Source organism: Paenibacillus elgii NBRC 100335, from assembly GCF_004000865.1.
GTDB lineage: Bacteria > Bacillota > Bacilli > Paenibacillales > NBRC-103111 > Paenibacillus_G > Paenibacillus_G elgii.
Genome location: NZ_BIMB01000081.1, coordinates 1 through 23961, shown reverse-complemented (window position 1 = coordinate 23961; position 23961 = coordinate 1). Strand labels below are relative to the sequence as shown.

Genomic DNA, 23961 nt, shown 5'->3' with positions numbered 1-23961 from the left:
ACCCGGTCCCTTGTTGCCTTCGCGGGTTCCGTTGTCGACGTTATCGGATCCATCGTCGCCGTTGCCGGTTCCGCTATTGCCTTCGCCAGGCTCGGGCTTGACGGGGCCAGGTCCAGGCTTGACGGGTTCAGTTCCTCCGCCATTGTCGCCGGAACTTACCGGCTTCAACTGAACATCGTAACGTACGATGTCGCTTCCGACCGAGATAGTTGGGCTCGTATACGTCTCATACCCGGCTTTCGTTACAATCAGATAGTAATCCGTGTTCGGGAACACCATGTACGCATATGCGCCGTTTACGTCGCTGTTCTGACTTGGGCTGGCGTTATCGTTCGGCGCAAAGCCCGGAATCATCGGCAGCGTCACTTTCGTGCCTGCCACGATGCCATTCGCCTTGTTCTTCGGCGTATCGGCATAGTACAGCGTCACTTCGGCGCCTTCGATCGTTGCGCGAGTCGTTGCATCTGAAACGATGCCATACGGGTCGACGAGCTGCTGAGAAATATTCAATTCCCCATTCGCTTTCACGTCTAGCCCCGCATCCCGAATGAGCGTCAGTTCTCGGCCCGGCTCAACTTCGTAACGCACTTCCATTTTGTAGTGCGCCGCAGATAAACCATTCACAGCGAATGCGCCGTTCGGTTGCAAGCCAAATGCTTTCGGAGTCCCGTTCTGATCGACAATATATTTGCCGCTGGCATCCCGCAAATAAATGCGCGCCTTGCCGGCGAGCGTGCTATTCAGCAGCGAAGACTTTCCTTCGGGCTGCTTCAGGAGCACGACGCCTACAGCCGTAATGTGCGCCGGAACCAACTCGCCGCCCTTCACGTTGCTGTCAACTTCCGCTTTTTGCGTGAAAGTAATCGACTCGTCAACACCGTTCATTTTGATCTTTTTCGTGAAGCTGATCGTGTAGTCGCCGCCATATGCTACAGGGAGGAAGTACGCGCCAGCCGCATCGGTCGTGATCGTGTGCTTCTCGCCATTCGCCTCGTTGGTGATGACAACGGTCGCATTCGGAATCACCTCGCCCGTTGTGTTGTCGCGCAGCACCCCGATGATTGCCGCCGGCACGGCGGTTACCGTCGTAGCAGCAGTCAATTTCCCTTCCGTCAGGCTGTTCACTTTAGCTGTGATGTGATGATCCTCAGGCGTTGTGGTGCCCAGCTTTGGCGGTGTATAAGGGATGACCGCTTTTCCTTGCGCATCGGTCTTGGCCGTGACTTCCGATTGATCCGGCAGTGTGAAGACGACGTCTTGGTTCGCAACCGGCTTGCCTTCATAATCGGTCAACGTTGCCGTCAACTGTGAAGGCGTCGTACTGTTGCCGGGAACGACCGCGGGATCCGCCGTCAGCGTCAGCTTGCCAGACAGATGCTTCGCATTGACGAATCGGGCTTCGGCAATCTGCTTCGCTATGATCGTGCCGCTATGCGTCCGAGTCACCGGGTCGGTGGTGTAACCCTCGCCCGAGTAATCGGTCTCGGTGACGATATAGCGAACGCCGCTCGGAATGCCTTCAATGGCGATGGTCTGCCCATGCTTGAGCGTGATCGTCTCGCCGGATCTGATCGTTCCCGTCGTGCCGTCCGATTTCGTGTAGGCGTACGGATCACCTGCAGCAGCGTCCGGGAATTGGACAGTAAACTCAAATCCTTTATTCTTGTCCGCCCCGCTGCCTTCCACCGTCTGCCCGATCAGCAGGCCGCCGTACACCATCCGCGTGTTGACGACCTCCTCTTTATGGTCGCCCTCCTCGGCAATGGTGCCGTTCGTTTTCCAGTCCCGCCAAGTCGTCGTGTAGCCGTCGGCTGTATAATCGGTCTCGGTGACGGTGTAGATTGTATCCTTGGGAATCCCATCGATGACGGCGGTTTCCCCATGCTTGAGGGAGAACTTGCCGCCGGACCCGATGGTTCCCGTCGTACCGCCCGATGTCGTGTACGTATACGTCTTGCCCTCACCCGCGCCTTCGAAGGTGACGGTGAACTCGAATGCCTTATTCTTGTCCGCGCCATTGCCCGCGACCGTCTGACCGATCGTCAGCTTGCCGGGGAGGTACTTGCCGTTGACGAACTTCGCTTCGACCGTTTCGTTCGCCACGATGCTGCCGGTACGCTTCAGATCCGCCGGATTGGTGGCGTAGCCCTCGTCTGTGTACCCCTTCTGGACGATGGTGTAGGTGATGCCGTCCGGGATATCCTTGATGGTGATGGCTTGGCCGCCTTTCAGCTTAACGGTTCCGCCGCTGGGCACGGTGCCGCTTATTGCGCCAGAATAGGCATAGGACTTGCCGTTGCTGAAGGTAATCGTATATTCAAATTCCTTGTTGGGGTCCGCCGCTTTCCCCTCTATCGCCGTGTCCAGCTTCAAATGACCAGCCTCCCACACCGGGGTTGGCACAACGAGCGGCTTGGCGCTGGTCACCTCCACCCCGTCTACCCAGATGGGATTCCAGGGAGTGGACGCCACTCGCACCTGATAAACCGTTGTGGTCGGCAGATAGGTGATCGGGTCGATATACGTTTGCTTGAGCACGTAAAGCCCTGCTTTGACAAACAGGCTAAGCTTGCCGTCCGAACCTGTAGTTCCGCTGGTGACCTCTGTTATGCCGTCGGGCTCATACAGCGTGAATATTACGCCGCCGAGCGGCTTGCCTTTGGGATCGACCTTGACCAGATCCAGCTTGCCTTGGGTGTCTGCGCTACCGCCCACGTCACTGTTGTCGACCGCGTGTTCGCTTTTGGCACTGACGCTCTTCAGGGTGTCATCGCCCATCAGCTTGATCTCGTTGCCGACCTTCCCGCCGCTGGGCACTTCGGTGACCTCGGTCTGATACACGATCTGGTAGAGCTGGTTCGGATTCGCTATCCGGAAAATCAGCCGGGTTGCGCCGCCTTCTGTGACGGTTTCCACCTTGACCGCGCTGTTCGGGTCGTATAGGTTCAGCGCATCGCCGTCCCTCGTCAGCTGGCCGCTGGGGGTCAGCTTGGCACGGTAGACCGCCATGTCAGGGCGTCGCAGCGAGAGTTTCCCGCTTTCGTCCTTGCGCAGCGCCAGCCCTTGGCCAAGGGTATCCTGCAGATAGACGCCGTCCTTCACCTCGAAGGGCGGGGTGTAATTCACCGTCCATTCCAGCACGCCGGGGTTCGGCTTCGTCACCGATTTGCCCAGCGACTGCATCGGGACGATGACCTTGCGGGCGGCTGCGACTGTGCTAGGCTCATCCCCCCATGTGATTTTCATCTCGGCGGTGTTCGTCATCTCATGCTTTGCTTTGCCGGTTTCAAAGTATTGACGCAGCGTCGCCTCGGCAGGTCTTGCCTTGACCAGAACGACATAGGGACTTTCCAGCTTGGTAAAGGAAAAAGTACCTATGTTCCCTGCGGCGGAGAAGCTCACGAGATCACTTGGGTCGGAAATAAGCGTCGCAGCGCTAACAGTCGCTCCATACTCTGCCCGGGTTCCCTTGTAAATCGCAAAAGCCTGCCCCTCCGAATAGGGCACAAACTCCCAGCCCTCGGGTAGAGTATCGACGAGTTTAATGTCGCTGGCAACGTGATTGCCGCCATCCTTTGCCATCGTCTCGGTCTTCAGGCCGTTCATATTGACCGACAGCCGGAAGGTCACTGTCTTGGTCACCTGATCATAGGCTGCCAGTGTATATGCTTCGTTAGCGTCATCTCGGATGTAGTGGTTGACATATCCAGGGTTAACGGATGTTCCCGCTGGCTTTGACGCATAGAGCATCTCTTTGGCCAGCATACCGCTGTTGACCTGATGATAAGGCAGATTTGAATCACGTGTCCGCTTTGTACCTTCAAACAGAAACGCCTGATTATATTGAGTTGTGGAGCCATTGCCCGCGAAGTGCTGCCACTTCGTCATCAGGGAATTAAATGTGAAGGAAGCGGGCGCATTGCTACTGTATCCGGTGACTCGAAGCAAGTCGGCGACAGGCTTCCCGTCCTGTGAAAGTGTGTATACCTGATGCGTTAAGCCGTCACTCGACTGAAAGGAACCGGACTGAAACCGCTGGAAGTATCTTGGCCCCCCCTTTAACTGATCCAGGATTCCGGCGTCAATCTCCGGGCTGACGGTAACCTTGGTGAAGTCGATGGAGTTCGCATCCCCATACACCAGCAGATCGTACACCGCGCCGTCCGGAAGGGCCTCCTGAGGTGTAAGGGTAACCTTCCACGGCAATAAGCCCAAGCCAAGGACATCACCGGCACTTGTGGTCTTTGTCAGGGTATGGGCGCCAATGGTGATAGCGGCAGCATCCCTCACAGTAGCTTGGTCATTGTCCTGCACAGTATTGACATCCAGCTTCCACTGGGTGGTGGCCGTGTTGGTGAAGCCGGTTGTATTGCCCGTAACTTCGGACACAATGACCAGCCGGACCGGGCCGTTGACCTCGCCGAAAGAATACACATTGTTCGCGTCGGGGGTAATCGGTGTTGCTGTAGCTGACCAGTCCTTCTTGGCACTGTCCCACGACTGCCATGCGGCTGATCTCCAGGCAAGTCCTGCCGGCAGAGCATCGGTGATGGTAAAGTTTTTCAGCCCCTGCTTGCTGTAGTTCTTGTTGACATCAATCGTCCATGTAATGGTACGCGGGTCTGCGGAACTCGACCGCTTGTCCAATGTGCCGCTCTTCTGAATCCAGTCGGGCTTGGTCAAACATATCCGTGGCAGCAATTTCCACCTGCCACTCGATTGTACCCTCCGTCAAATGCGCCGTATAGATCCAGTCGTTTTCGGCAGCGTTGCTGTTGGATTTCAAGTTGATGTTGTACGCAGGCGTGACATTGGGGTTTTCGAGCAAGTAGCTCCCCCCGAAAATATTAATCGGCTTTTTGTCGCCATAGTCTATACCCGATACATCCGCCTTCGCGGTGGATTCAAAGCCGAAGGTAATGTTCCTGCCCTGGCCGTTGAAAAAGCGTTCTTCGCCGTTAAATACCACCTTGATACCCGCTTCGGAGAAATAGGCCGTTCCGATGGTGTAGCCCGATCTTTCCTTCAGCGTCATGGTGGCAGCCGGCAAAATCACTTCCGGAAAATAAGTCCCTTTGTCCAGCATCACCCAGTCGCCATACAAAATGACGGTGCTGCCATCCACCGTGTTCGGGTCGGCGGCGTCGCCCTTCACCGGAACCTTGATATCGCTCGATTTCAGGGAGAAGGGCTTTCGGCCGTGAATGGCGTCACCCTTCTTTAAGACATTCCCGTCCTGTATGACTTCCAGCGGAAAGGGCGAGTTAGCTCCCATGAGCACCGCCGTTTTGTCCGCCGGGACTGCCTGCATCGCTGCAAAATTGACCGGCTTAGCGTACACCGCCCTAGTTACCGGCGGCGGTTCATCCGGCTTAGCGTACACCGCCTCGGTTACCGACGACGGTTCGTCCCCGCTCGGCGAGCCGCCTTCGCTCGCCGCAAATGCAGCAGCAGAGAACATCAACGTCTGCCAGACAAGCAAAACTGCTAGGCAGAAAGATAGCACAGCTTTACCTACACTGCGTTTTCGTTTCAATACAAAAATCTCCTCCACTCCCCAAATTCCCGAAAATTTTGGCGACAGCAGGATCATCCGGCCGATATAACGAACAAACGAATAGACATGTGCTATTGCTTGATCCCAACGACCCTTTACATCATCGAAACCTTGCGGAGTTCCGGATGAACGGTTAAGTGCCGTGGGCGTGCAGGCCGTTGATCATGCTTAGTAACTTTCTTCCCCCTCTCCTTTGATCATCTTGCCATTTACATACTGTAACTGACAGAATACGCCCAGTTCACACGCGTATGTCACCATTATATTAAAGGGACCTATACAAAAAATAGACAAGGAGCTTGCCGCGGCGCGACAGCTTCTAGAAAACGAACAGGCTCCTTACAACATTTCAAACAGAAATGTTTCATCTATGCTATAATGAAAGGATATGAATGGGAAAAATCCTATTGATTTATCTGTTTTTATACATAAAAGTACACCATGAAGGAGCCCGACGATGAAAAAGAAGTGTTTATCCCTACTCATGGCCATTGCAATGGTCCTGCCAGCCAGCGTATCCGTATATGCTGATGAAACGCCGCCGCCAGCGACAAGAGGAGAGATCGTTAATACCTTGTTGACGGCAGCCGACGCTTATACATCCGGCATTAATAAAGAAGCCGTTATTCAAGGCTATGAAGACGGACAATTGCGGGAAAAGGGGCCGGCTAAGAAGATTGAGGCATTAGTCATGCTGAGCAGGGCATTCGGCGAATTGCCGAAGCCTGTCGGAAACGATCTGCGCAGCGGGACATTTGGCGTCGAGTTCACCGATGTGCCGGCTTGGGCTAAGGGAGATATCGAAAAACTGGCCAAAGCAGGCGTGCTGACGGGCAACCCTGACGGCACATTAGGCGTAAACGACAATATGACGATCGCTGAGTTCCAGACCATTATTGCCAGGGTGTGGGCGCTTGAAGGCTCTCATTTAAATGACGATTTTTATGAAGCAATCAATAAGCAATGGTTAAATAAATCGACAATTTCGGCAGGAGAAATCATGGGTGGCGGATTTCCGGAGCTGCACAAGCAAAATAACGATAAAATAGCAAAAATAATAGATGGGCTGACCGGCAAACCATTCGCGGAAGGAACAAAAGAACAGAAGCTTGCCGACTTCTATGCGACGGCGTTGGATACCGCAAATAGAAATAAACAAGGGATTCAGCCCATTCAAAAATATTTAACGGCAATGGACGGGGCGAAAACTCTTGACGGGCTTGTTCAAGCGGATCTTGCCATGGAGAAAGAACTAGGTCTAAGCATGCTATTCCGCTTTACAATCATGGGCGATGCCAAGAACAGCAGTAAAAATGCTTTGTATTACACCGGATTAACCGCGGGTCTGGACAAAAACAGCTTTGTAACGGAAGACGCGAAAGCGAAAGAAGCCTATTGTCAATATATAACCAAAATTCTCATGCTGGCGGGTGAAGAAGAGACTGCAGCGAAAGCCCGCGCCGAGAAGGTTTATGAAATGGAGAAAAGCCTAGCTTCCGTGTCGCTTGAACCTCATGAACAAGGCGACGTCAATAAATACTATAATCCGTACACGATCGATCAATTCGACGACCTGTTTAAAGAAGTAGATATGAAACAGGCCTTGAAATCGATGAAAGTCGACAATACCGATAAAGTGATCGTATCCGATGTGAAGCTGGCGCAAAAAGGCGCGGAGTTTCTGACTGAATCCAATATTGAAGTGCTTAAAGCTTACTCCAAAGTACAACTGCTTATGGCAACAAGCGGTTTGTTGTCGGATGAATTCAGAGCCGCCGCAACTGACTTTTCCGCAGCGCTATACGGCGTTTCAGGGAAAAAAACCGACCGGGAAATTGCAGTATCCATGACAAAGAGCACGATGAGCGGATATTTGGAGCAAATGTTTGCTGAGAAACATTTTTCGCCGGAAGCTAAAAAAGATGTTGAGCAAATGGTAAAGAAATTAATCGCTACGTATGAGAAAAGAATACAATCGCTTGATTGGATGTCAGAAGCAACAAAAGCTAAAGCGATGAAGAAGCTGGATACGATGATTGTTAAGATCGGATATCCGGATAAGTGGGATACGACATTAGACAAAATAGCTATCAAGACATACGACAAAGGCGGTTCGCTGTTCTCTAATACCTTCGCAGTAACCACAGCATCCATTGATAAGTTGAAAGCAAAGCTGGGAAAGCCGGTGGATCGAACGGAATGGGGAACCAGCGTTTATACAGTAAATGCTTTCTACAATGCGCTTAATAACGAAATTACGTTCCCTGCCGGTATTTTGCAAGCGCCTTTCTATGACATTAACGCTAAACCTGAAGAAAACTTTGGAGCCATTGGCATGATCATCGGCCATGAGATCAGCCATGCATTTGATAACAACGGATCGGCATACGACGAGAATGGCAATGCAAATAACTGGTGGACGGAAGAGGACTTTAAGAAATTCAAAGAGAAAAATCAGGAACTGATTAAGTTCTATAACGGAATCGAGATTGTTCCGGGTGTAGTGAACGACGGTCTGCTTACCCTAAGCGAGAATGTCGCCGATTTAGGCGGAATGGCCGCTTCACTACAAGTTGTATCCGAAATGAACAATCCGGATTATAAAGCGTATTTCGAAAGCAATGCGAAAATGTGGAAGTCCACAACCACAAAAGAATTTGCAGCGACCCTAAGCACAAACGATGTACATTCGGCCAATAAAATTCGAGTCAACCGCACGATTGTGAACTTCCCGGAATTCTATGAAACCTATGGAATTAAGCCTGGAGATGGCATGTTTGTTGCTCCGGAGGATCGCGTCTCGATCTGGTAAACATAAGAGCGGATAGAGATCATTAGCGAATCGCGCCAGTTGAAAATACCTGATTCTAAGTGTCTACCCGACACATTAGCTATCCAGGTGTTTTCGCTGGCGCTTTTTTTGCGCTTTATTTTGATTGTAATCATCTTAAACGTGCCCAATCATTCCCTTTACCTCTTACATAAATTGGAGCATTAAAAAAAGAGGAGTTGATCTTGTGGTACGTATCCTTGATAAAGCGGCCGTTCAGCCGCTTAGTCGCTTCAACCCGGCCAAATCGTTTACTATTCGACGTTCCCCGCAAAAATCTGGCATAGCAACGATCCCAATACGGATTCCAGTGAATTCTCAACCGAACCGGGTAGATTTGGTGGTATCCGTTGGTGTCAGAGGTATCACAGGCATTGGGCAAATTCGCTTTAGAGTCTTCCGCAGCAATAAGGAAATTTTTAACACACAGCAAGGTATCGAATCTACGGGGTCAGAGCAAAATTATATCGTTACCTTCCAAGCTGAAGACAGAAATGTAAAAGCAGGTACTCATGCTTACACCGTCACAGCAGAAAACCGTACTGCAAATACAAGAGTAGATGTTGTAGGGCCAATATCATTCAGTGGGTTAGCTGTTAAGACCAGAAACTGACAGCACCTATTCAGTAATCGCGCGCTGCATCGAACCAGCGTTGAGCCATCTCCTCTGGTATAGGCTGGCCGATCAGGTGGTCAGACTGGCTTAGTTGCCATACTGCTTCAGCAAGATCTTCACGTTCAGTGGTTTCGATGCCTTTGAGGGTATTGAAGCGTGCGGTGAAGGCGATAATGGCCGCCTCAGCATCGGCAAAGCTGCGAGCCTGAGCCAAGGCTGCCTGTGCAATGTCGTAAGCTTCGTTAGCCAGCTTGGCCAGACGTTTAGGCCACGACGAGAACGGACGGCCATACTCGGTCGTCCACCACTCCGGCTTTCGCAATTGACTCACTGAAGCATGACCGGTCCACGGGCGAGTATTAGCGCGTGCTTTCATTTGCTGCTTTAGGCGCTTGCCCGCGGTCTCTTCCACGTTGTAGGCGATAAATCTGTCAAGCAGCGGCCACACGCTCAAGGGTGGCAAGTCACCCAGATCGGGCATAAAGCGAAGCTCCAGATTCGTTAACTGGGCATGATGGACCAGCAAGTCCAAGTCGCAGAAGTTCCCCCACAAACTCAACGAGCTAAGGTTTGGGAACCGGTTCAGACACTCCAGCGAGATCGGCTGTCCCAGCGGCGCATTCCGGAGCGTCAGGCTTGTGACCTGATGCAATTCACCCATGTCGGGCAGCAAGAAGGGGGCATCACTTTTGCGTCGGCTGGTACGCGGCGCCAGTGTCAGAGAATATGGCACATCGCCAGTGGCCGAGAAGCGTGATAGATCGCCGGCCACACTCAGGCGGAAATATTCAAAGACCTCCCGCTTCGGAAGCTTCAGGTGCAAACGACTCCCGGACTGGTCCAGTTCGATAGACAAGCCATGCACAATGGATTGGCTGGCGTCCGCCACCGTATCTGCAGACAGGATCGGAACCCATGCCATTTCTTCAATAGGGCGTTCCTGCGCCCAGGCGAAGAAGCCCGCGTCGCTGCCTGTATAGCGCAGAAATCGCGGCCAGGGCGAGCCGGCCGGCGTGGCAAAGGCATTGAATACGGTCCAATCGACTTGCGCATCGGGCGCGACGTGAAGATCTGCCTTTTTGCCCAATTGCGCCGGTCCAATGGAGAGGCTGCCCACACCGGGCTCAAGGACAAGCGTGTGACTACGAGGACCCGTCAGGTCGATAGGATAACGACCATCTCCTCTAATAGACCCGACAGGAGGACAAGCCTGGTTATTCGTTGGCATTTCTATCATCCTTTCATCGAATTGCCTGCGTACTGCTTTACGTACCCTACGTTGTTTGGTTCCTGACTGAAGGGAACCTCCATTGTAAAAACATAAGTGCCATTCTTATGTGTCAGTGTTAAAGTTCCTCCGTGCAGTTCGATAATATTTCTGGCGATGGAAAGTCCTAATCCCGTTCCAGTCTGAATGCCTTCGCTGCTCCGTGAATGGTCAACTTTATAAAAACGATCAAATAGTTTGTTTTCTTGTTCTTGCGTAAGGGGCTGGCCTTCATTTTCGACCTCAATGAAAAATCGATGCTCATCCGACTTTAATAAAACGTGAATAGGCCCCGGCTTAATAGCATTTTTGAGGGCGTTTATCAGCAGATTATCGATAGCTCTTGAAAATTTCCCGCTGTCGATCAAGGCGATAACAGGAGTATGACCAATCTCTTTAACGATTTGGATTCCGTTTTCCTGAGCAATTGGCTCAAATTCAAACAGCATCTGGACGAGAAGCTGACGAACATCAATTGTCTTTAGGTTTAATTGGATAGCGGTAGACGTAAGACGTGTATATTCAAACAAATCGTCAATTAACTTTTTTAAATGGATGGCTTTGTTATACGTATTTTGAACAAACCGTGTAAATTCATCTTTGTCTTGAAATGAATTCGTTCTTAGTAAATCTAAATAGCCAATTATACTCGTAAGTGGTGTACGTAAATCGTGGGAAACGCCAGTAATCAGCTCCATTTTAGAGCTTTCGATTTGACGTTCTTTTTCCATCTGCCACTGTAGCCTCTCCGTCATCCTATTGATGTTAAGCGCAACACGGCCCAGTTCATCTTTCCTAGTATCGGGTACCCGATAATTCAAATCGCCTTCGGAAATGATTTGAAGCCCATCAGCCAAAGCGATAAGAAAATTAACCACACGGCGAGTCAGGAAATAAAACGACAAAATAAAGGATATTCCAAAAATAACAAGCGGCAAAAGTCGAAGTTGATATGCTATTTGAGATTGGTTTATAAAATTCGCAGCAAAGGAAGCCATAAAAGACGCAATAATGAGACTAAAAACGAACGTCCAGAACATTTCGGCGCGAATACTTCTTTTTCCTTTTACTAGATTAAATAATTTATTTTTCAATTTTATACCCTACTCCCCAAACGGTTTTAATATATCGCGGTTCTCTTGGGCGATCTTCAATTTTCTCACGCAAATTCCGAATATGAACCATTACCGTATTATCCGAATATCCGAACGGTTCATTCCATACGCTTTCGTAGATTTTATCAGCACTAAACACTTGCCCTGGGGAACTTGCGAGCAATTGTAAAATGGAAAACTCCCGTGGCGTTAGTGCAATTTCGATGCCATTCATGGTTACGGAATGTTTAGCCTTGTCGATAACAAGGTCTTGGATACGGATTAGGGAATCGTTTGCTTCTTTTGCCGAGAACGTTTGTCGCCTTAATTGGGCTTTGACTCGAGCTAGCAATTCTAACGGATTAAAGGGTTTCGCTACGTAATCGTCCGCACCGGTAGTAAGACCTGTAATTTTATCAATGTCTTCTTCTTTGGCCGAGAGCATGATAATGGGGATTGTCGAAGTCTCCCTGATTTTGAAGCAAGTTTTGATGCCATCCATTCGGGGCATCATCACATCCAAGATAACCAGTTGGACAGAGTTTGATTTTAATACATCTAACGCTTCCAGACCGTCCACAGCTTCTAAAACGCGATATCCTTCGTTTCGCAAGTATACATGAATGACATCCCGAATTTCTGAATCGTCATCGACAACAAGCACTGTATTCATCACGCTTTACTCCCCCTATAATCACTGCCGTAACTCCGTGTTGCTCTTCTTGTTAATCTCGATAAGAGTATACTAATTGAAATATCTAAAGAGCCTATCAAAGGATTTCTAAAGAAATTCTGAAGAAATTCAAACCAAAAACGCCCCCAATTATCCAATTCTGATATCAAATAGGAACATGCGTTTGTTTTCATGACAAATAAAAAGCTCAAGCTATCTTCTAGCTTAAGCTTCCCTTTATTTCAAAATAAGCGTGGTGGCATCGACGTTCAAGTCAATTCTTCACTTTTCCATTTTTGCCCATTGCGGATTGTACGCAACAATTTTTATTTCATCACTCATTCCCATATATCTCCGTTTTCTTTTAATTTCATGAATTTAAATCTCCGTGCGACATTCTTTCCAAAATTATAAAACACATTTTCGTAAGACGCAAACAGTAACAACAGACTATATTGTCACCACGCAACTATCCAATATTTGAATAACCTCTAAGACAACGCTTTGGCCAGTTGGGTGGCCACCACGGTGGAAGATTGCCGCGCAGTCAGGTTTGTGCGAGTTCGAAGGGGGCAAGTGGGGGTTTACTAGAGTGTGAAAGTTCTATTTAATGGAATTTCCGCTGTAAATATGAGATGATTTATATGGAAGTAATCCAATCGGAGGGGATGACGCAAGAGTATGATCGAACAAATTGAGCTGCTCGTCAAAACAGGCTTTCATAGCCGAGAGGAAATCTTCAAAATATTAATGGAAGAATATGATATTTCCATCGAAGAGGAGCAGCTTCAGACAGAAATAAACAGCTTGTTCAATCGTCATACGGAAGCTTCTAAACAATGGCCTCGTCCAACGCATTTTGAAAATCTAGCGACGGTCTTTGACATGCTTTGCGATGGAGGTATCATTGCGCTGCATAATGCCGGCATTACGATAAGCGATGGCATTGACGATGCGAATGAATGTTATGAAGAACTGATTAAACGAGGGAAATTGCCTGCGGGCTACTGTTTTTATCACGAGCAGGATATTGAGAGGGCTATCGGTAGCAATGTACTGCCTATTGCCTTCGGCACGTTCAGAGAAAATACGGAACATGCTGTCAAAGTGGCGAATGTCATCGTTTCGTTTCTTGAAAGCTTCGGATTTAACGTGCATTGGGATGGAGATATCAATAGCCGTATTGAATTGCGGAATTTTGAATGGAGAAAGACGTATAGCGAGCATGATTCTTATGGGTTGGAACGCGCTGTAGAAATCATCGCAGAATCCAGTTATGACATTGCTTTCAATGCTATGCGTCCTGCGGATGTTGACGGCGGAAAAGCGGGGTCGAACTTACCTGCCTACACCAAGCGTACTTTTTCAGAAATCAAGCACTTGCTCCCTTCAGATTGCTGGGCCTACTCTCGCAATGAAAAGAATAATGGCGAATTTGAAAATGAAACAGTGCTCGTATATGACGGAGACTTAACCGCCCACCATATTCATCTTGATTATCCATTGGGAATCGATGCGCAAAGAGAATGCGGGCAGCATGAAGCGTGGCTTGAGCAGCAATCGATGTTTTTAATCTTGATAACAGGGGACCTGATTGTCCAAAACTACATATATAATGAAAATACAGACGGCTCAACAGGCTTGATTGTGCTGGGCAATGTACAAGCCTCCAATATCATTGTCGGCGGTCAAGAAATCTATATCTGTGGCAATCTTGAAGTGAAGGAATTATTTTGGGGCGATTATAATCATGGAATGCTTAGCGTACGAGGGAACGTTACGGCTCCCCTGTTTGTGGAAACAGACGAATACTATGTAGGGATAAAGGGTGAACGCCATTTCAAGAAACATTGGGTGGATGCAGATGAGTTTGATGAAAATGACGTTCAAACAGTGCTTGCAGAAGGGTGCTATTGGATTGATGATCATGATGAATATTATGAGGGTGAAACACAGCTCAATAGAGAAGGAATGTTCAATAGACTGAAGGCAAACCAGCCCCTTCTCATGGAAGAGTGGCCGGAAGAACCACCGCGGATTTTTGAGAATGAAGAATTGAGCGTGAACAATTTGCAGCGAATCTTGGCCTCTCCTTTATTCGGGGAGGATGATATATACAGATTTTATATAGATGATGTTAGCATAAGAGCGACCCGGCCTTATCTTAATGAGGAAGGCAAGAAAGTCGGCGGGAATATTTATATGCTGCAGGATGATACTTTCGCCGTATTCATTTACTTAAATGAGAAAATTTGTCTTGATATAATTTATCAAAACAATGCCGAGGAGGATTGGCATCAGTTGGATGACCGTTCTCCTGCGCCGTACGTGCAGCTCCTGAAACATTATTGGCCCCGTATACTGAAGGAAATCTCCTACAGGGAAAGCCTCGACGTGGAAATGATTCCCTATTGGCAAGAGCAGCTCCGCGACACGGTAACGGTGGAAAAGATCGAGCGAATACTCGCTTTGCCGATCGTATCGAAAAAGTTCAACGACTACTATGATGAAGATAAAAGCGGCTACTGGAGCGGCAGTTTGCATTACTGTTTCCGATTGCCCAAAGGAGAAGACAAACCTCGCGTCGGTGTGGGTAAAGAAAGACGTGATTTGTCGTTATTTCCTACGATTGATGGCGAGTTTGATGTCTTCATATATCACTTTGATATCGAAACAAGCGATGACGGAATAAAGAAGGTTGTTTTAAAATTTCAGCCGCATAACGAAGGGAATACCCGTCAGGTTGAAGCCGCAGAAATCAATCACATTCAAACAGCTCTTCGGTTCTGGAGCAGACTGGAGAAGACGATTTTCCAGCATAATGATGATTTTCTGGAAGAACAGTCATAGACTTCGACCGGCGTGTCCTCTGAGCAGTTTGCGCTTCGGCTGCTGAAGGAAGTGAAGGTGGCGGCCGTACCGGGACATGTATTGGGATCAGGCCGGGAGGGCTTTATTCGCTGCTCCTATGCAACCTAGCTCGTCGATTTGGAGATGGATGGGAAAGTTTATGCGGATGATGCAGCCGGTTTGATGAAAGCGAAAAAATTTATTCCAAAATCCATTGTCTGGAGGAAAACGATGTCAGAACACTTCATGTATTTGTTTCCTTGCGATCCGCTCTTGCCAAAGCCGGATTTGCAAATGCTGCAGCGGGAACTGCTTCACTATGGCTTCTGGAAGGAGCCTAAGGGCAATTCCATCGCCGAGACGACTTTGTGGGAACTATGGCATAGCGTAGTCATACAAGAACATGGCATAAATGATTTTGAAGCCGGCGTCCATTTCCCCGATCCGCTCGACCTGCGCTCCTTCATCGACGGACTCAAGCAAGTCGGTATTGTGCCGCATTCGTATTATTTTGCCCATGATCGCAGAAGGGGGCGCACTCCGGCAGGCTATTACGACGGCGATGCGCTAAGTGTGCCGGTTCTCATCGAAGAGCTGCGCGATAACGGTTGGGTTTCGAAAGATTTTTCGTTCAATTCGATTAATCGCTACGTCCCCGGCCCGTTATATTATGCATTTTGCGTAGACGGGCAGCTTGAACCAGTTGGATTTTTCGATGAGACTCATACTTTTGTTCGTTATGGGGAATGTAAGGGACTTTGGTTTGAGGATTACGGGGAAACCATTACCGTTCATGCAGGTGAAAATTTCTGTGAGCCTACAATAAGTGACGGCGGAAGAAAGGTGGATGACTGGTCCTCTTTTATCGAATCTTGGTTGAAAGATCCTGCAGCAATTTGGCATGATCCCGAGACGGGAAAACCGTACGGACTTTGGGATTTGGACTTTCAAAATACGCTCGGAGCGGGCACTTGCGCGCTTGTGATCGATCAGCCGGGCTTACTGAGCGGAGAGAAAGCAGCTGGGCTCCTAAGCCGGTTGAGCGGGCAGCGGTTCGAGTACTCTCTATGCCATTTATGAATGGCGGAGGGTCCTTGTATGCAATTCCCGAATTCGCCATAATTTCCAATATTCAACATTTTCGATGGAGATCATGCCATGAACACCGTGACATCACGGGGATGTTGAATGAAATCGACAAGCGAAGCCACGGTTATAAGCGTCGGCAAGAAGCGTACCTCACAGCACCGCAGGTGATCGAGGCTATGTTGAATCGTGCTTTGCAGGCCGGCATTTCGGCTTCATATGTCCTAATGGACAGTTGGTTTACGCATGCTACGCTCATTCAGGAAGTCCTCCGACGCGGACTCCCTGTGATCGGCATGGTCAAAAATGATAACAAGCGCTATCTGGTGAACGGAGACTCAGCCTGAAGGAGTTGTATGCGACCGTGCCGCGAGTCGAAGGAAAGAACCGAAACATCCTTCGCTGTATCCATACCTCACTGGTCCCTGGTATTCCGGTGATGATCGTATTTGTGCGCCATCGTTCCAAAAAAAACGAATGGCTGGCCTTGCTTTCAACAGATCTAAGTTTGACCGCCTCGGATATCATCCGCATTTACTCGGTCAGTGCCGCTATAGGATATATATAACAATTATAATGTTGGGGTACTTTTTTGTAAGTTTCTACCTAAAAATATAACGGCTACGATGAGAGGGGATTTTTCATGCAACAACGCATTCAAAATTTGGATCGGCTAATTCACTCGCGGTAGATCATAGCCGTATTTTGGGGGCGGTTCTGCAAGCGGAATCAGGAGATGGACGACTGTCATGGAGCGGAGCGGCCGGTTGAGCTCTGCTAGCAATCGTTTGATTAGAAAGCACTTGAAAATTCATTTTCGCCCCTTTGTCTTCCTTTCGTGGAGAAATCTAGGATCCCAAGAAGAAAAGTCAGCCACATAGATTTCGTTAAGAATCAAATCGAGCGGCAAGTGATCTATTACATCAGCAATTTCATCATAAGGCGAAGGAATTACAAAAGAAAATCCAAAGTCATCATCAATGATCAGCGAACCATTAAAAATTCGCTGCCTGGATGTCAACCCCATTATATCCCTTATCGATTGCCCGGCGTACAAACATCCCTTATAGCGCCCCTTGTAACCTTGATTACAGCCAATAGAAACGATCAGGCCACTGGAATCTACAACAATTGTCATAGTGCTATCCAATGTATATGCAGATCTTACCTCGCCATCGGGAACGGAATATCCTTTAAGCTCAACCTTGTGCCGCGAATATAGTTCATCAATATACTCAGATATATTTCTCCCCAATACAACATTACCCATCGAATACCCCGATATGACTTTTGCATTAAAAGCAATCACCCATGGCCCTCCGTTCATTCTGTCCTATATCGCGTACTAACGGAATCCTGTGAATGCTGCGGCTTGCTTCCTCTAACAAACTGATAAAGAAAGCCGCAGCCGAATGCAAAAAGGATATGGAAAAGATCGGTTTCGTCAAACCTTTTTAACCCTCTGCTCTATTCCATCAAGTAATAAGAGAATTCCGGAATTAAACAGTTCATCAGAACCAATCAATCTAAACATACCTTCTTCGTGCATCCGTTGAAGCAATTTGAATTGCGATAGATCCGCGTGAGTATTCTCCTTTTTGCCCTCCTCTAACGATATCTGTAACATACGTTGTTCATATTCTTCAACGACGAAATTGATGACGTAGTTAAACAAATGAGTCGTATATGAAAATTTTTGTTTATCCGTCAATGAAGTAGGTTCGATCATCTGCAATAGGAATTCGAACAGTTCCATAAAATCAGCCTCCGGCCTTGACTTCATCAGAAGTTGACCGGAGCAAGGAAACTGCTGGAGCTTCCTCCGAATAACAGCTGCGCTTATCTGAAGCCTTTCTCGCCAGTCTCCTTGCTTGGGAAGATCGCTTATGATCTCTCTTGAAACCAGGTTGGCTAACGTTTGATAAAGGACCTGCTTACTCTCGAAGTACCAATAGATCGTGGGGGCTTGAACATTCAATTCCTTGCAGAGGTTTCTTATTGTAAAATTTTCGATTCCTTGGTCGGAGAGAAGCCGCCACGAGGCTGCTATTATTTTCTCCTCGCTGATATGTGGCCTGCGTTGAGGCATAAAAAGCATTCCAACTCCATTCCAAAAATTCTTATACGACTTATTATACTCTATATAAAGAAACCAAGTTATTCCTCCAATTCTACATCTTCAGCGGGCAACGGCTTCTGGTTGAACATGCTTTCCCCTGCTTTCGAGGAGAGCCGAACATCCCTCATCCCACGTTCAATGGCACCCACTTCATAATCGCGTAACGCGGTCAAAAGTTCCTTTTCCCCGTTTTTTACGTTGATTAATTCTTTCGAGAGCTCGCAGGCATCAAAGAGTGCCGCGTTCCCACCGATACCTGCCGGTGTCATGGGGTGCAGAGCGTCTCCCAGCAAAACCAGAGAGGTCGTTTCTTTCCAAGGCTTATACGGCAGAACATTACGGAGGTGATAAATAGCCGTTTTCTCTGGCTCCGCTAATTCCAGCATCCGTTTTACTTGCGGATGCCAATGTTTGGTTTTCTCTTGAGTAAAGGACAACAATTCAAAACCGTTCATTTGGAAGAGCTGCTCATCAGGAATCCCAAACCACTCGGCCGAGCACGCAAACACAGCGTACAGGTAATCCTGTTGAGGAGAAATTTTCACATGAAGGGACATGGATTCCGGTAAATGTTCAATATTCGGCTTGAAGGCCATGTCTTCAAGAAGAAGGGAAACCGGAGCATCTCCTTCCGGATTTAGAAGGCCTCTCATGCTGCCATCCCCAATGAGCCTATTTAGTTCCTTTCTCCGCGCATCATTCAGAAATACCTTGGTATAAAGAGCCCTTCCCCCAGTATCGAAAATTTTCACCCCAGGTTTGTACTGATGGCGAACTTTGGATCCTCCCCCGTCAGCACCAACCAGGACATCCGCATCAATATGCTCCCCATTATCGAACCACGCTCTTAAGCGTCCGTTTTCTAACCTTTCATAATGGGTAAACCGGTATCCGTAACGGATCTTGTCACTTAGTTCGCCAAGCAACACTTCACGAAAGGTAAACCGATTTACAGATGGTGTGGCTTCCGCTTTGTTGTACATCGGGTGCTGTTCTTTTGTCGGTTCCAGAGAGATCGGATCTAAGAAGACAGGGTGTGCGGGTCCTATAACGGATGTTTCAATATAGAGATCGTAAAGTTTTTCAGGAAGACAAAACCGCAGCGCATTGGATCCATTCTCATTTATTTTGATTCGATAGCCTGTTTGAACAAAATTGTCTTCATGCTCGCGTTCACAAACATGAAAGTCAATGTGGTTTTTTTTCAAACTTTGTGCCAATGCAAGTCCTCCGAGACCGCCACCGATAATAACTACAGATAGTGATTTCATATAACCCCTCACTTTAACTAAGTTATATTTATATAACGATGTTATATTACAGCTATCCTCCTCTGTTTGTCAATAACTGTTACAGGTTTGGATGCATGCCCCTTTGGTCAGCTGTTCCGTTTGTTTTTAAATAAGGTAGTATGCTAGCATTTCGGAATAAGGATCAAAAAAATGAAATAAGGTGTGATGCGGATGACTGATTTTAAAATGATTAAAAACCTGTTTCATATTACAGAACGAAACGGGTTTAGTCATGACGAGATACAAATCATTAAAACTATTTTTGGTGAATTGCCTCAGGTGTTTATAGATTATTATTTGGAACTTGGTAAAGACGAGCGGCTGAATCATACGCAAGATAGTTTGATCAAGCCCGAGCAATTCGACTATTTCAAACATAGCGAATATTTAATTTTTTATTGCGAAAACCAGCGTGTCTGTGTTTGGGGAATCCATAAGAACGATTTAACAAGGACTAATCCCCCTGTCTATATGAGTTACGATGAAAAGGTATGGCATAAGGAATTTGAAACATTGACCGATTTTTTTCATGCGATGGCCTTTTTGCAAACCGGATTCGCTCTTGAATACGGCTGTGAATCGTTCTATTCCATAGAACAAACGGACTTGGATTTTATTCGTGAGAACTTTAAAAACAAAGGTTTCTCCTTTCGGCATTGGATCGGTATCGAATTTTATGGGAATTACGATGACAGTATCATAACGGTAATGAAAAATGACGATAGTTTTAATTTGATTTATGCTTCAAGCGACAAAGAACATTTTGATGAAATAGATCAGGTTCTTTCGAAACTGGGAGTCGTAATTTGAAAATTTTCTATACTCACTGGTAAAGCAGGGTACCCGTAAAAACGACTGATGCTTTTAAGACTGTTCCGCAATTGTGGGCACATGCACAATCAAATGGATTTCTTCAAAAACCAATTTACATGCCTTTGGAAAATCCACCTATTCTTACTGTTATTTGCGATACAGTTCAGCTTAACGGGTCCATCGGCGAAAAATGCGAAAGGAGCCTGCCTCGGCACGCTCCTTCGTTTTAAGATTAACACTCGCCCGAAAGTTGATTTGACTGCTAAAATCAATGCGAGGTTCGTGGAATGCCAGCTGAATTTAGTTGCCGCTAACAGGACACTCCAATGTTAAGGATGATCTATCCGTTTGTACTAAGCGCCAACAACCGTCTTTATGTTGGATGAATCCATTCGCTCAGGCGGACTTGCAGTGGAACCGTTGCTGGAAGAAACTTTCCGCCTTTTCGCCGCTCCAGACCATCCACTCGCGAAACGAACTGTGCTACAGCTGGAAGATTTCCACGGAGAAGTGTTCCTGACGAATGAAAAGGGCTGTCCCTATCGAACCATGTTTGACCGATCATTCGAGAAAGAGGGCATTGATGGTATTACGTATTTGGAGTTTCAAAGTGCCGAAGCCATTAAACAATGTGCAATTTCGGGAATCGGTATTGCCTTTCTTCCTGAAATAACAGTGGAAGCCGAAGTTGAACGGGGCGAACTTGTTGCCCTTCCATGGCAAATTCCGGACTTGCACGTGTTTACACAGATGTTATGGCATAAAGACAAGTGGCTTTCACCAATCATGTTATCTTTCATAGAAGCAGCAAGGGGGGTTCTCCTGCGGGCTATTTGACCCTCGAACCGAAATGTTAGAGAACAAGAACAGAAATTCAAAATAAATAAAAAGTTAATTACCCCTTAAACAAACTTATGATTAAGAAACAAGAGCATTGAAGGAACACCGAATAACCCCGTCTTGGATGTAACGGAGCTGAACGATGGCTTTTTTGGAATAGAGCTTCTAACCAAGCTGAGAACGCGTCCAAGATCGGTCGACGCGAATTCCAAGCCCGTAAGGATTGACAGCTCAAAATTTCGCCCTACTTATGATAAGGTTCAGCTTAACGGGCCTATCGGCGAAAAGTGCGAAAGGAACATACCGCAGTGCATATTGGCCAACCTTTCAGGAACCAATTGACGGGAGAAGCTTCGCCTTACTTGGAGATCTCCAGAATAATATCTACCTTATGAAGATCGTCCCTTAAATGCTTTACCGATGCGATGCGAGGGTTGGCAAACTTCTATTTTAGTAGGTGGAACTTTCAATCTTAAAATCTAAATTGATGTCAAATTCCGCTGGCCCCTTCCTTTCTGTCTTTTGCAAAACAAACTCAAATGTGGGTTCATAATATGAATCCTGCAACGTTTCCCCACCCAATATTTCTATGCTGTACCAGCCGTTTTCAATTTCAATCATCGGCTTTTTGTATTGCCGGTAATGATTAAGTAAAGCGTTGACTCTTTCGTTAGTGAATTGTTCTAGTATTCGCCAAGTAAACAACATCAGTATGTTGTTCTCAACTTTAAGCGAATAGCCACCACGTCTAAATTGTAAATGGCTATCTGATTTTAACAATTCCGGTGTATTACCAGAAAGATTAAATATAATTGTATAGGGATAGTTTTCAATCCCTGCCATTGGAAGTACGATACCATCAAGCACGGCATGATCGCCGCTTTCGTTTGTTGTAAATTCCATTGCTAGGTTGTCTGAATGATGATTGGACTGTTTCCAGCTCTCCAGCAGCAGAATATCCCCGAGAATGAAATAGTCTATCAAATCATTCAGCACTTCTGTAAATTTGTAGATCATTTAAAGCTCCTCTTTCCTCTTTTATGCGTTCCCATTCCGGGAACGAAACGATTGGATCGTGTACAAGAAAACTTCGGCGCGCTACAAGTGAAGCTGACAGCTGACGATCTGGCCGAGATTGAACGCATATCCCCCAAAGGCGTGGCCGCAGGCAGCCGCTTTGGATCCTTCTAATACAGTACCGAACCTTTTACGACTAAATACGTGACTTTAGCCGTACGGCCTAATTTCGCCGTCACTTATGATAAGGTTCACCGTAACGGGGCTTTCAGCGAAAATGCGAAAGGAGCTTGCCTCGCAAGCTCAGAATATTTGCTAACCCAATCTTTGGTGTTTGGAATTGCAGTCAAGCTTGTCAGTCATCCCTACTATGATAATCATAATTCCCTATGCCAAGGTGCTTGCACAGTCTAATCAAAATCGTTGCTGTTATCTTGCCATGGTGCGGAACTATAGATATGTTATTAAAATTCAAATATGTTTCAGCGTACTTTTCATCCCCCGTAATTTCGAGTACCTTTTTCTTTATTATTTCTTTATAGGTCATCAAGTCATTTGGACCTTCTACAAGTATGACTCTTAGTGACAAGAAGGGTGTAGAGACCTTCCAAAGTGTGAAGAAAGGTGCTATAGAAATATGTTTATCCCACTAGAGATAGGCTTTAGTGGGATTTTTGTACCACCTAAAACTACTTATGGTAAGGTTCTCCATATCATCTCTAAGGCGAATTATAGGAGACCTAGTTGGATGGTTCCGAGGGTTGTAATCTAAAGTAACTTAATCAGCTCTTCCAGCTCATCAATCAATCCTTTTGCACGTTCAAAATCAGTATCTTTTAAAGCCAATTCTATTTTCATTTCAACTGATTTTTTCTTTTGTTCCGTTTCTAAATAGTCTCTATCAAAATGACTAGCATAAATCATCCGTCTAAATTTTGGCATACTCATTTTTCTAATCGTCTTATCGTCAATAATTAAAACATAATCCATACCATTTACAACAGAATAGAAATCATGAGAAATCATGAGAATTGCACCTTTAAATTCTTTTATGGCTTTCTCCAGCGCTATTTGTGTATAGGTATCTAAATGGCTTGTCGGTTCATCAAGAAGCAATACGTTAGCTTTACTGGCAGAAACTTTAGCCAATTGAAGTATATTTTTTTCTCCACCAGATAAAGATTCTATCTTTTGACTAACGATCTCTCCTTCAAAGCCATAGTTGGAAAGATACAATCTGATCTCATCATAAGTTTTAAACCCCGCATCGATGAATTCTTCTAGTATTGTATTAGAATCCTTTAGCATTTCACCTTGAAGCTGAGATAAATAAGCCACTTTAACATCAGCATTTATTTCAATTGAATCATGATTATTTTTAAAAATCTCCCGAAGTAAGGTCGTTTTCCCGGTACCGTTTGAACCGATAATAGCTACTTTATCAGTAGATTTTATCTCAAAGTTAACATTGTCTAAAAGCAGCTCATCAAAGCCAACACTATAATTATTGACATTTACAACAATGGTATCTTCAATTTCATTATCAATACCAAAACTGATATTCGGTTGCTTAATATCAACAAATGGTGCTTTAATTCTACGCGCTTCCAATCTTTCATGAAATTTAACTCTAGCTTTTAACGTTCTCCCTCTTGATGCTTCAGAATTATTAGTTGCGATAGCTCTAAGATTATTGATGATGTTCTCGTTTCTCTCAATCTCTTCATGCTCAGCAACTGCGAGTTCTTGTAACTCAATTTTTGTCTGAAGTAATGAAAAGTTATACTCAATATATCGCCCATCAAACTCTTGGATCTCCATGTTTTCAAGGTGTATAATTTTGTTGAAACAATGATTCAATAGATATCGGCTGTGCGTAACAACTAGCAGCATTCCTTTGTGAGAAT

General features: G+C 46.6%; 17 protein-coding genes and 3 pseudogenes. 9 read left to right on the top strand and 11 right to left on the bottom strand.

Going from position 1 to position 23961, the window contains the following annotated elements; genetic code table 11:
• Together PEL01S_RS32705 and PEL01S_RS32700 are read right to left on the bottom strand one after the other, a co-directional pair.
• A partial coding sequence (locus tag PEL01S_RS32705) for a DUF7601 domain-containing protein (RefSeq protein WP_127463164.1) occupies positions 1-4647 on the bottom strand: 4647 nt, incomplete at its 3' end.
• Positions 4595-5536, bottom strand: coding sequence for a hypothetical protein (locus tag PEL01S_RS32700; protein ID WP_127463163.1), 942 nt, complete (start codon positions 5534-5536; stop codon positions 4595-4597). The genes PEL01S_RS32705 and PEL01S_RS32700, both read right to left, overlap by 53 nt.
• A gap of 478 nt (positions 5537-6014) precedes the next feature.
• Here PEL01S_RS32700 and PEL01S_RS32695 point away from each other — a divergent pair, with 478 nt between their 5' ends.
• Positions 6015-8369 (top strand): M13-type metalloendopeptidase, encoded by a 2355-nt coding sequence (locus PEL01S_RS32695; protein WP_127463162.1) that lies wholly within the window; start codon positions 6015-6017, stop codon positions 8367-8369.
• Between the two features lie 205 nt (positions 8370-8574).
• The gene (locus PEL01S_RS32690; protein WP_127463161.1) at positions 8575-9000 is read left to right on the top strand and encodes an exosporium protein C; all 426 of its coding nucleotides are present in this window, start codon (positions 8575-8577) and stop codon (positions 8998-9000) included.
• A 10-nt stretch (positions 9001-9010) separates the two neighbouring features.
• Here PEL01S_RS32690 and PEL01S_RS32685 read toward each other — a convergent pair whose 3' ends face one another.
• The 3 genes from PEL01S_RS32685 to PEL01S_RS32675 are packed head-to-tail and all read right to left on the bottom strand — an operon-like array spanning position 9011 to position 12037.
• Complete coding sequence (locus PEL01S_RS32685) at positions 9011-10231, bottom strand: hypothetical protein (protein WP_127463160.1); 1221 nt, start codon at positions 10229-10231, stop codon at positions 9011-9013.
• Positions 10232-10236: 5 nt separating this feature from the next.
• Positions 10237-11364 (bottom strand): sensor histidine kinase, encoded by a 1128-nt coding sequence (locus PEL01S_RS32680; RefSeq protein WP_239551003.1) that lies wholly within the window; start codon positions 11362-11364, stop codon positions 10237-10239.
• Positions 11354-12037, bottom strand: a complete 684-nt coding sequence (locus PEL01S_RS32675; protein ID WP_127463167.1) for a response regulator — start codon at positions 12035-12037, stop codon at positions 11354-11356. The genes PEL01S_RS32680 and PEL01S_RS32675 overlap by 11 nt, the downstream gene beginning before the upstream one ends.
• A 681-nt stretch (positions 12038-12718) precedes the next feature.
• Here PEL01S_RS32675 and PEL01S_RS32670 point away from each other — a divergent pair.
• From PEL01S_RS32670 to PEL01S_RS35850, 4 genes and pseudogenes are all read left to right on the top strand, one after another.
• Positions 12719-14887, top strand: a complete 2169-nt coding sequence (locus tag PEL01S_RS32670) for a DUF6891 domain-containing protein (protein ID WP_127463159.1) — start codon at positions 12719-12721, stop codon at positions 14885-14887.
• Between the two features lie 3 nt (positions 14888-14890).
• Positions 14891-15016, top strand: a pseudogene (locus PEL01S_RS35490) (aminotransferase class I/II-fold pyridoxal phosphate-dependent enzyme); the annotation flags it as partial.
• A 51-nt stretch (positions 15017-15067) separates the two neighbouring features.
• The gene (locus PEL01S_RS32660; protein ID WP_127463158.1) at positions 15068-15967 is read left to right on the top strand and encodes a hypothetical protein; all 900 of its coding nucleotides are present in this window, start codon (positions 15068-15070) and stop codon (positions 15965-15967) included.
• A 92-nt stretch (positions 15968-16059) separates the two neighbouring features.
• Positions 16060-16511 (top strand): annotated as a pseudogene (locus PEL01S_RS35850) (transposase); the annotation flags it as partial.
• Between the two features lie 273 nt (positions 16512-16784).
• Here PEL01S_RS35850 and PEL01S_RS32650 read toward each other — a convergent pair.
• From PEL01S_RS32650 to PEL01S_RS32640, 3 genes are all read right to left on the bottom strand, one after another.
• Positions 16785-17282 carry a hypothetical protein gene (locus tag PEL01S_RS32650; RefSeq protein WP_127463157.1) on the bottom strand — a complete coding sequence of 166 codons (498 nt, stop codon included), beginning with the start codon at positions 17280-17282 and terminating at the stop codon, positions 16785-16787.
• 135 nt (positions 17283-17417) lie between these two features.
• Positions 17418-18071 carry a TetR/AcrR family transcriptional regulator gene (locus tag PEL01S_RS32645; RefSeq protein WP_239551005.1) on the bottom strand — a complete coding sequence of 218 codons (654 nt, stop codon included), beginning with the start codon at positions 18069-18071 and terminating at the stop codon, positions 17418-17420.
• Positions 18072-18130: 59 nt separating this feature from the next.
• Positions 18131-19363, bottom strand: a complete 1233-nt coding sequence (locus tag PEL01S_RS32640; RefSeq protein WP_127463156.1) for an FAD-dependent oxidoreductase — start codon at positions 19361-19363, stop codon at positions 18131-18133.
• A 192-nt stretch (positions 19364-19555) separates the two neighbouring features.
• Here PEL01S_RS32640 and PEL01S_RS32635 point away from each other — a divergent pair, with 192 nt between their 5' ends.
• Entirely contained in the window at positions 19556-20194 is a 639-nt protein-coding gene (locus tag PEL01S_RS32635) for a hypothetical protein (RefSeq protein WP_127463155.1), read from the top strand.
• A 372-nt stretch (positions 20195-20566) separates the two neighbouring features.
• Positions 20567-21034 (top strand): annotated as a pseudogene (locus PEL01S_RS32630) (substrate-binding domain-containing protein); the annotation flags it as partial.
• A gap of 453 nt (positions 21035-21487) precedes the next feature.
• Here the strand turns inward: PEL01S_RS32630 and PEL01S_RS32625 are convergent.
• The gene (locus PEL01S_RS32625) at positions 21488-22054 is read right to left on the bottom strand and encodes a hypothetical protein (protein WP_127463154.1); all 567 of its coding nucleotides are present in this window, start codon (positions 22052-22054) and stop codon (positions 21488-21490) included.
• Positions 22055-22105: 51 nt separating this feature from the next.
• Between PEL01S_RS32625 and PEL01S_RS35485 the strand changes: the two genes are divergently transcribed.
• Positions 22106-22228, top strand: coding sequence for a hypothetical protein (locus PEL01S_RS35485; protein ID WP_255320188.1), 123 nt, complete (start codon positions 22106-22108; stop codon positions 22226-22228).
• Between the two features lie 181 nt (positions 22229-22409).
• On the opposite strand, the gene PEL01S_RS35625 is transcribed toward PEL01S_RS35485, so the two are convergent.
• Complete coding sequence (locus tag PEL01S_RS35625) at positions 22410-22643, bottom strand: TOPRIM nucleotidyl transferase/hydrolase domain-containing protein (protein ID WP_306567990.1); 234 nt, start codon at positions 22641-22643, stop codon at positions 22410-22412.
• Between the two features lie 179 nt (positions 22644-22822).
• Positions 22823-23961: ATP-binding cassette domain-containing protein (locus PEL01S_RS32610; RefSeq protein ID WP_127463152.1), on the bottom strand; the 1139-nt coding region annotated here is incomplete at its 5' end.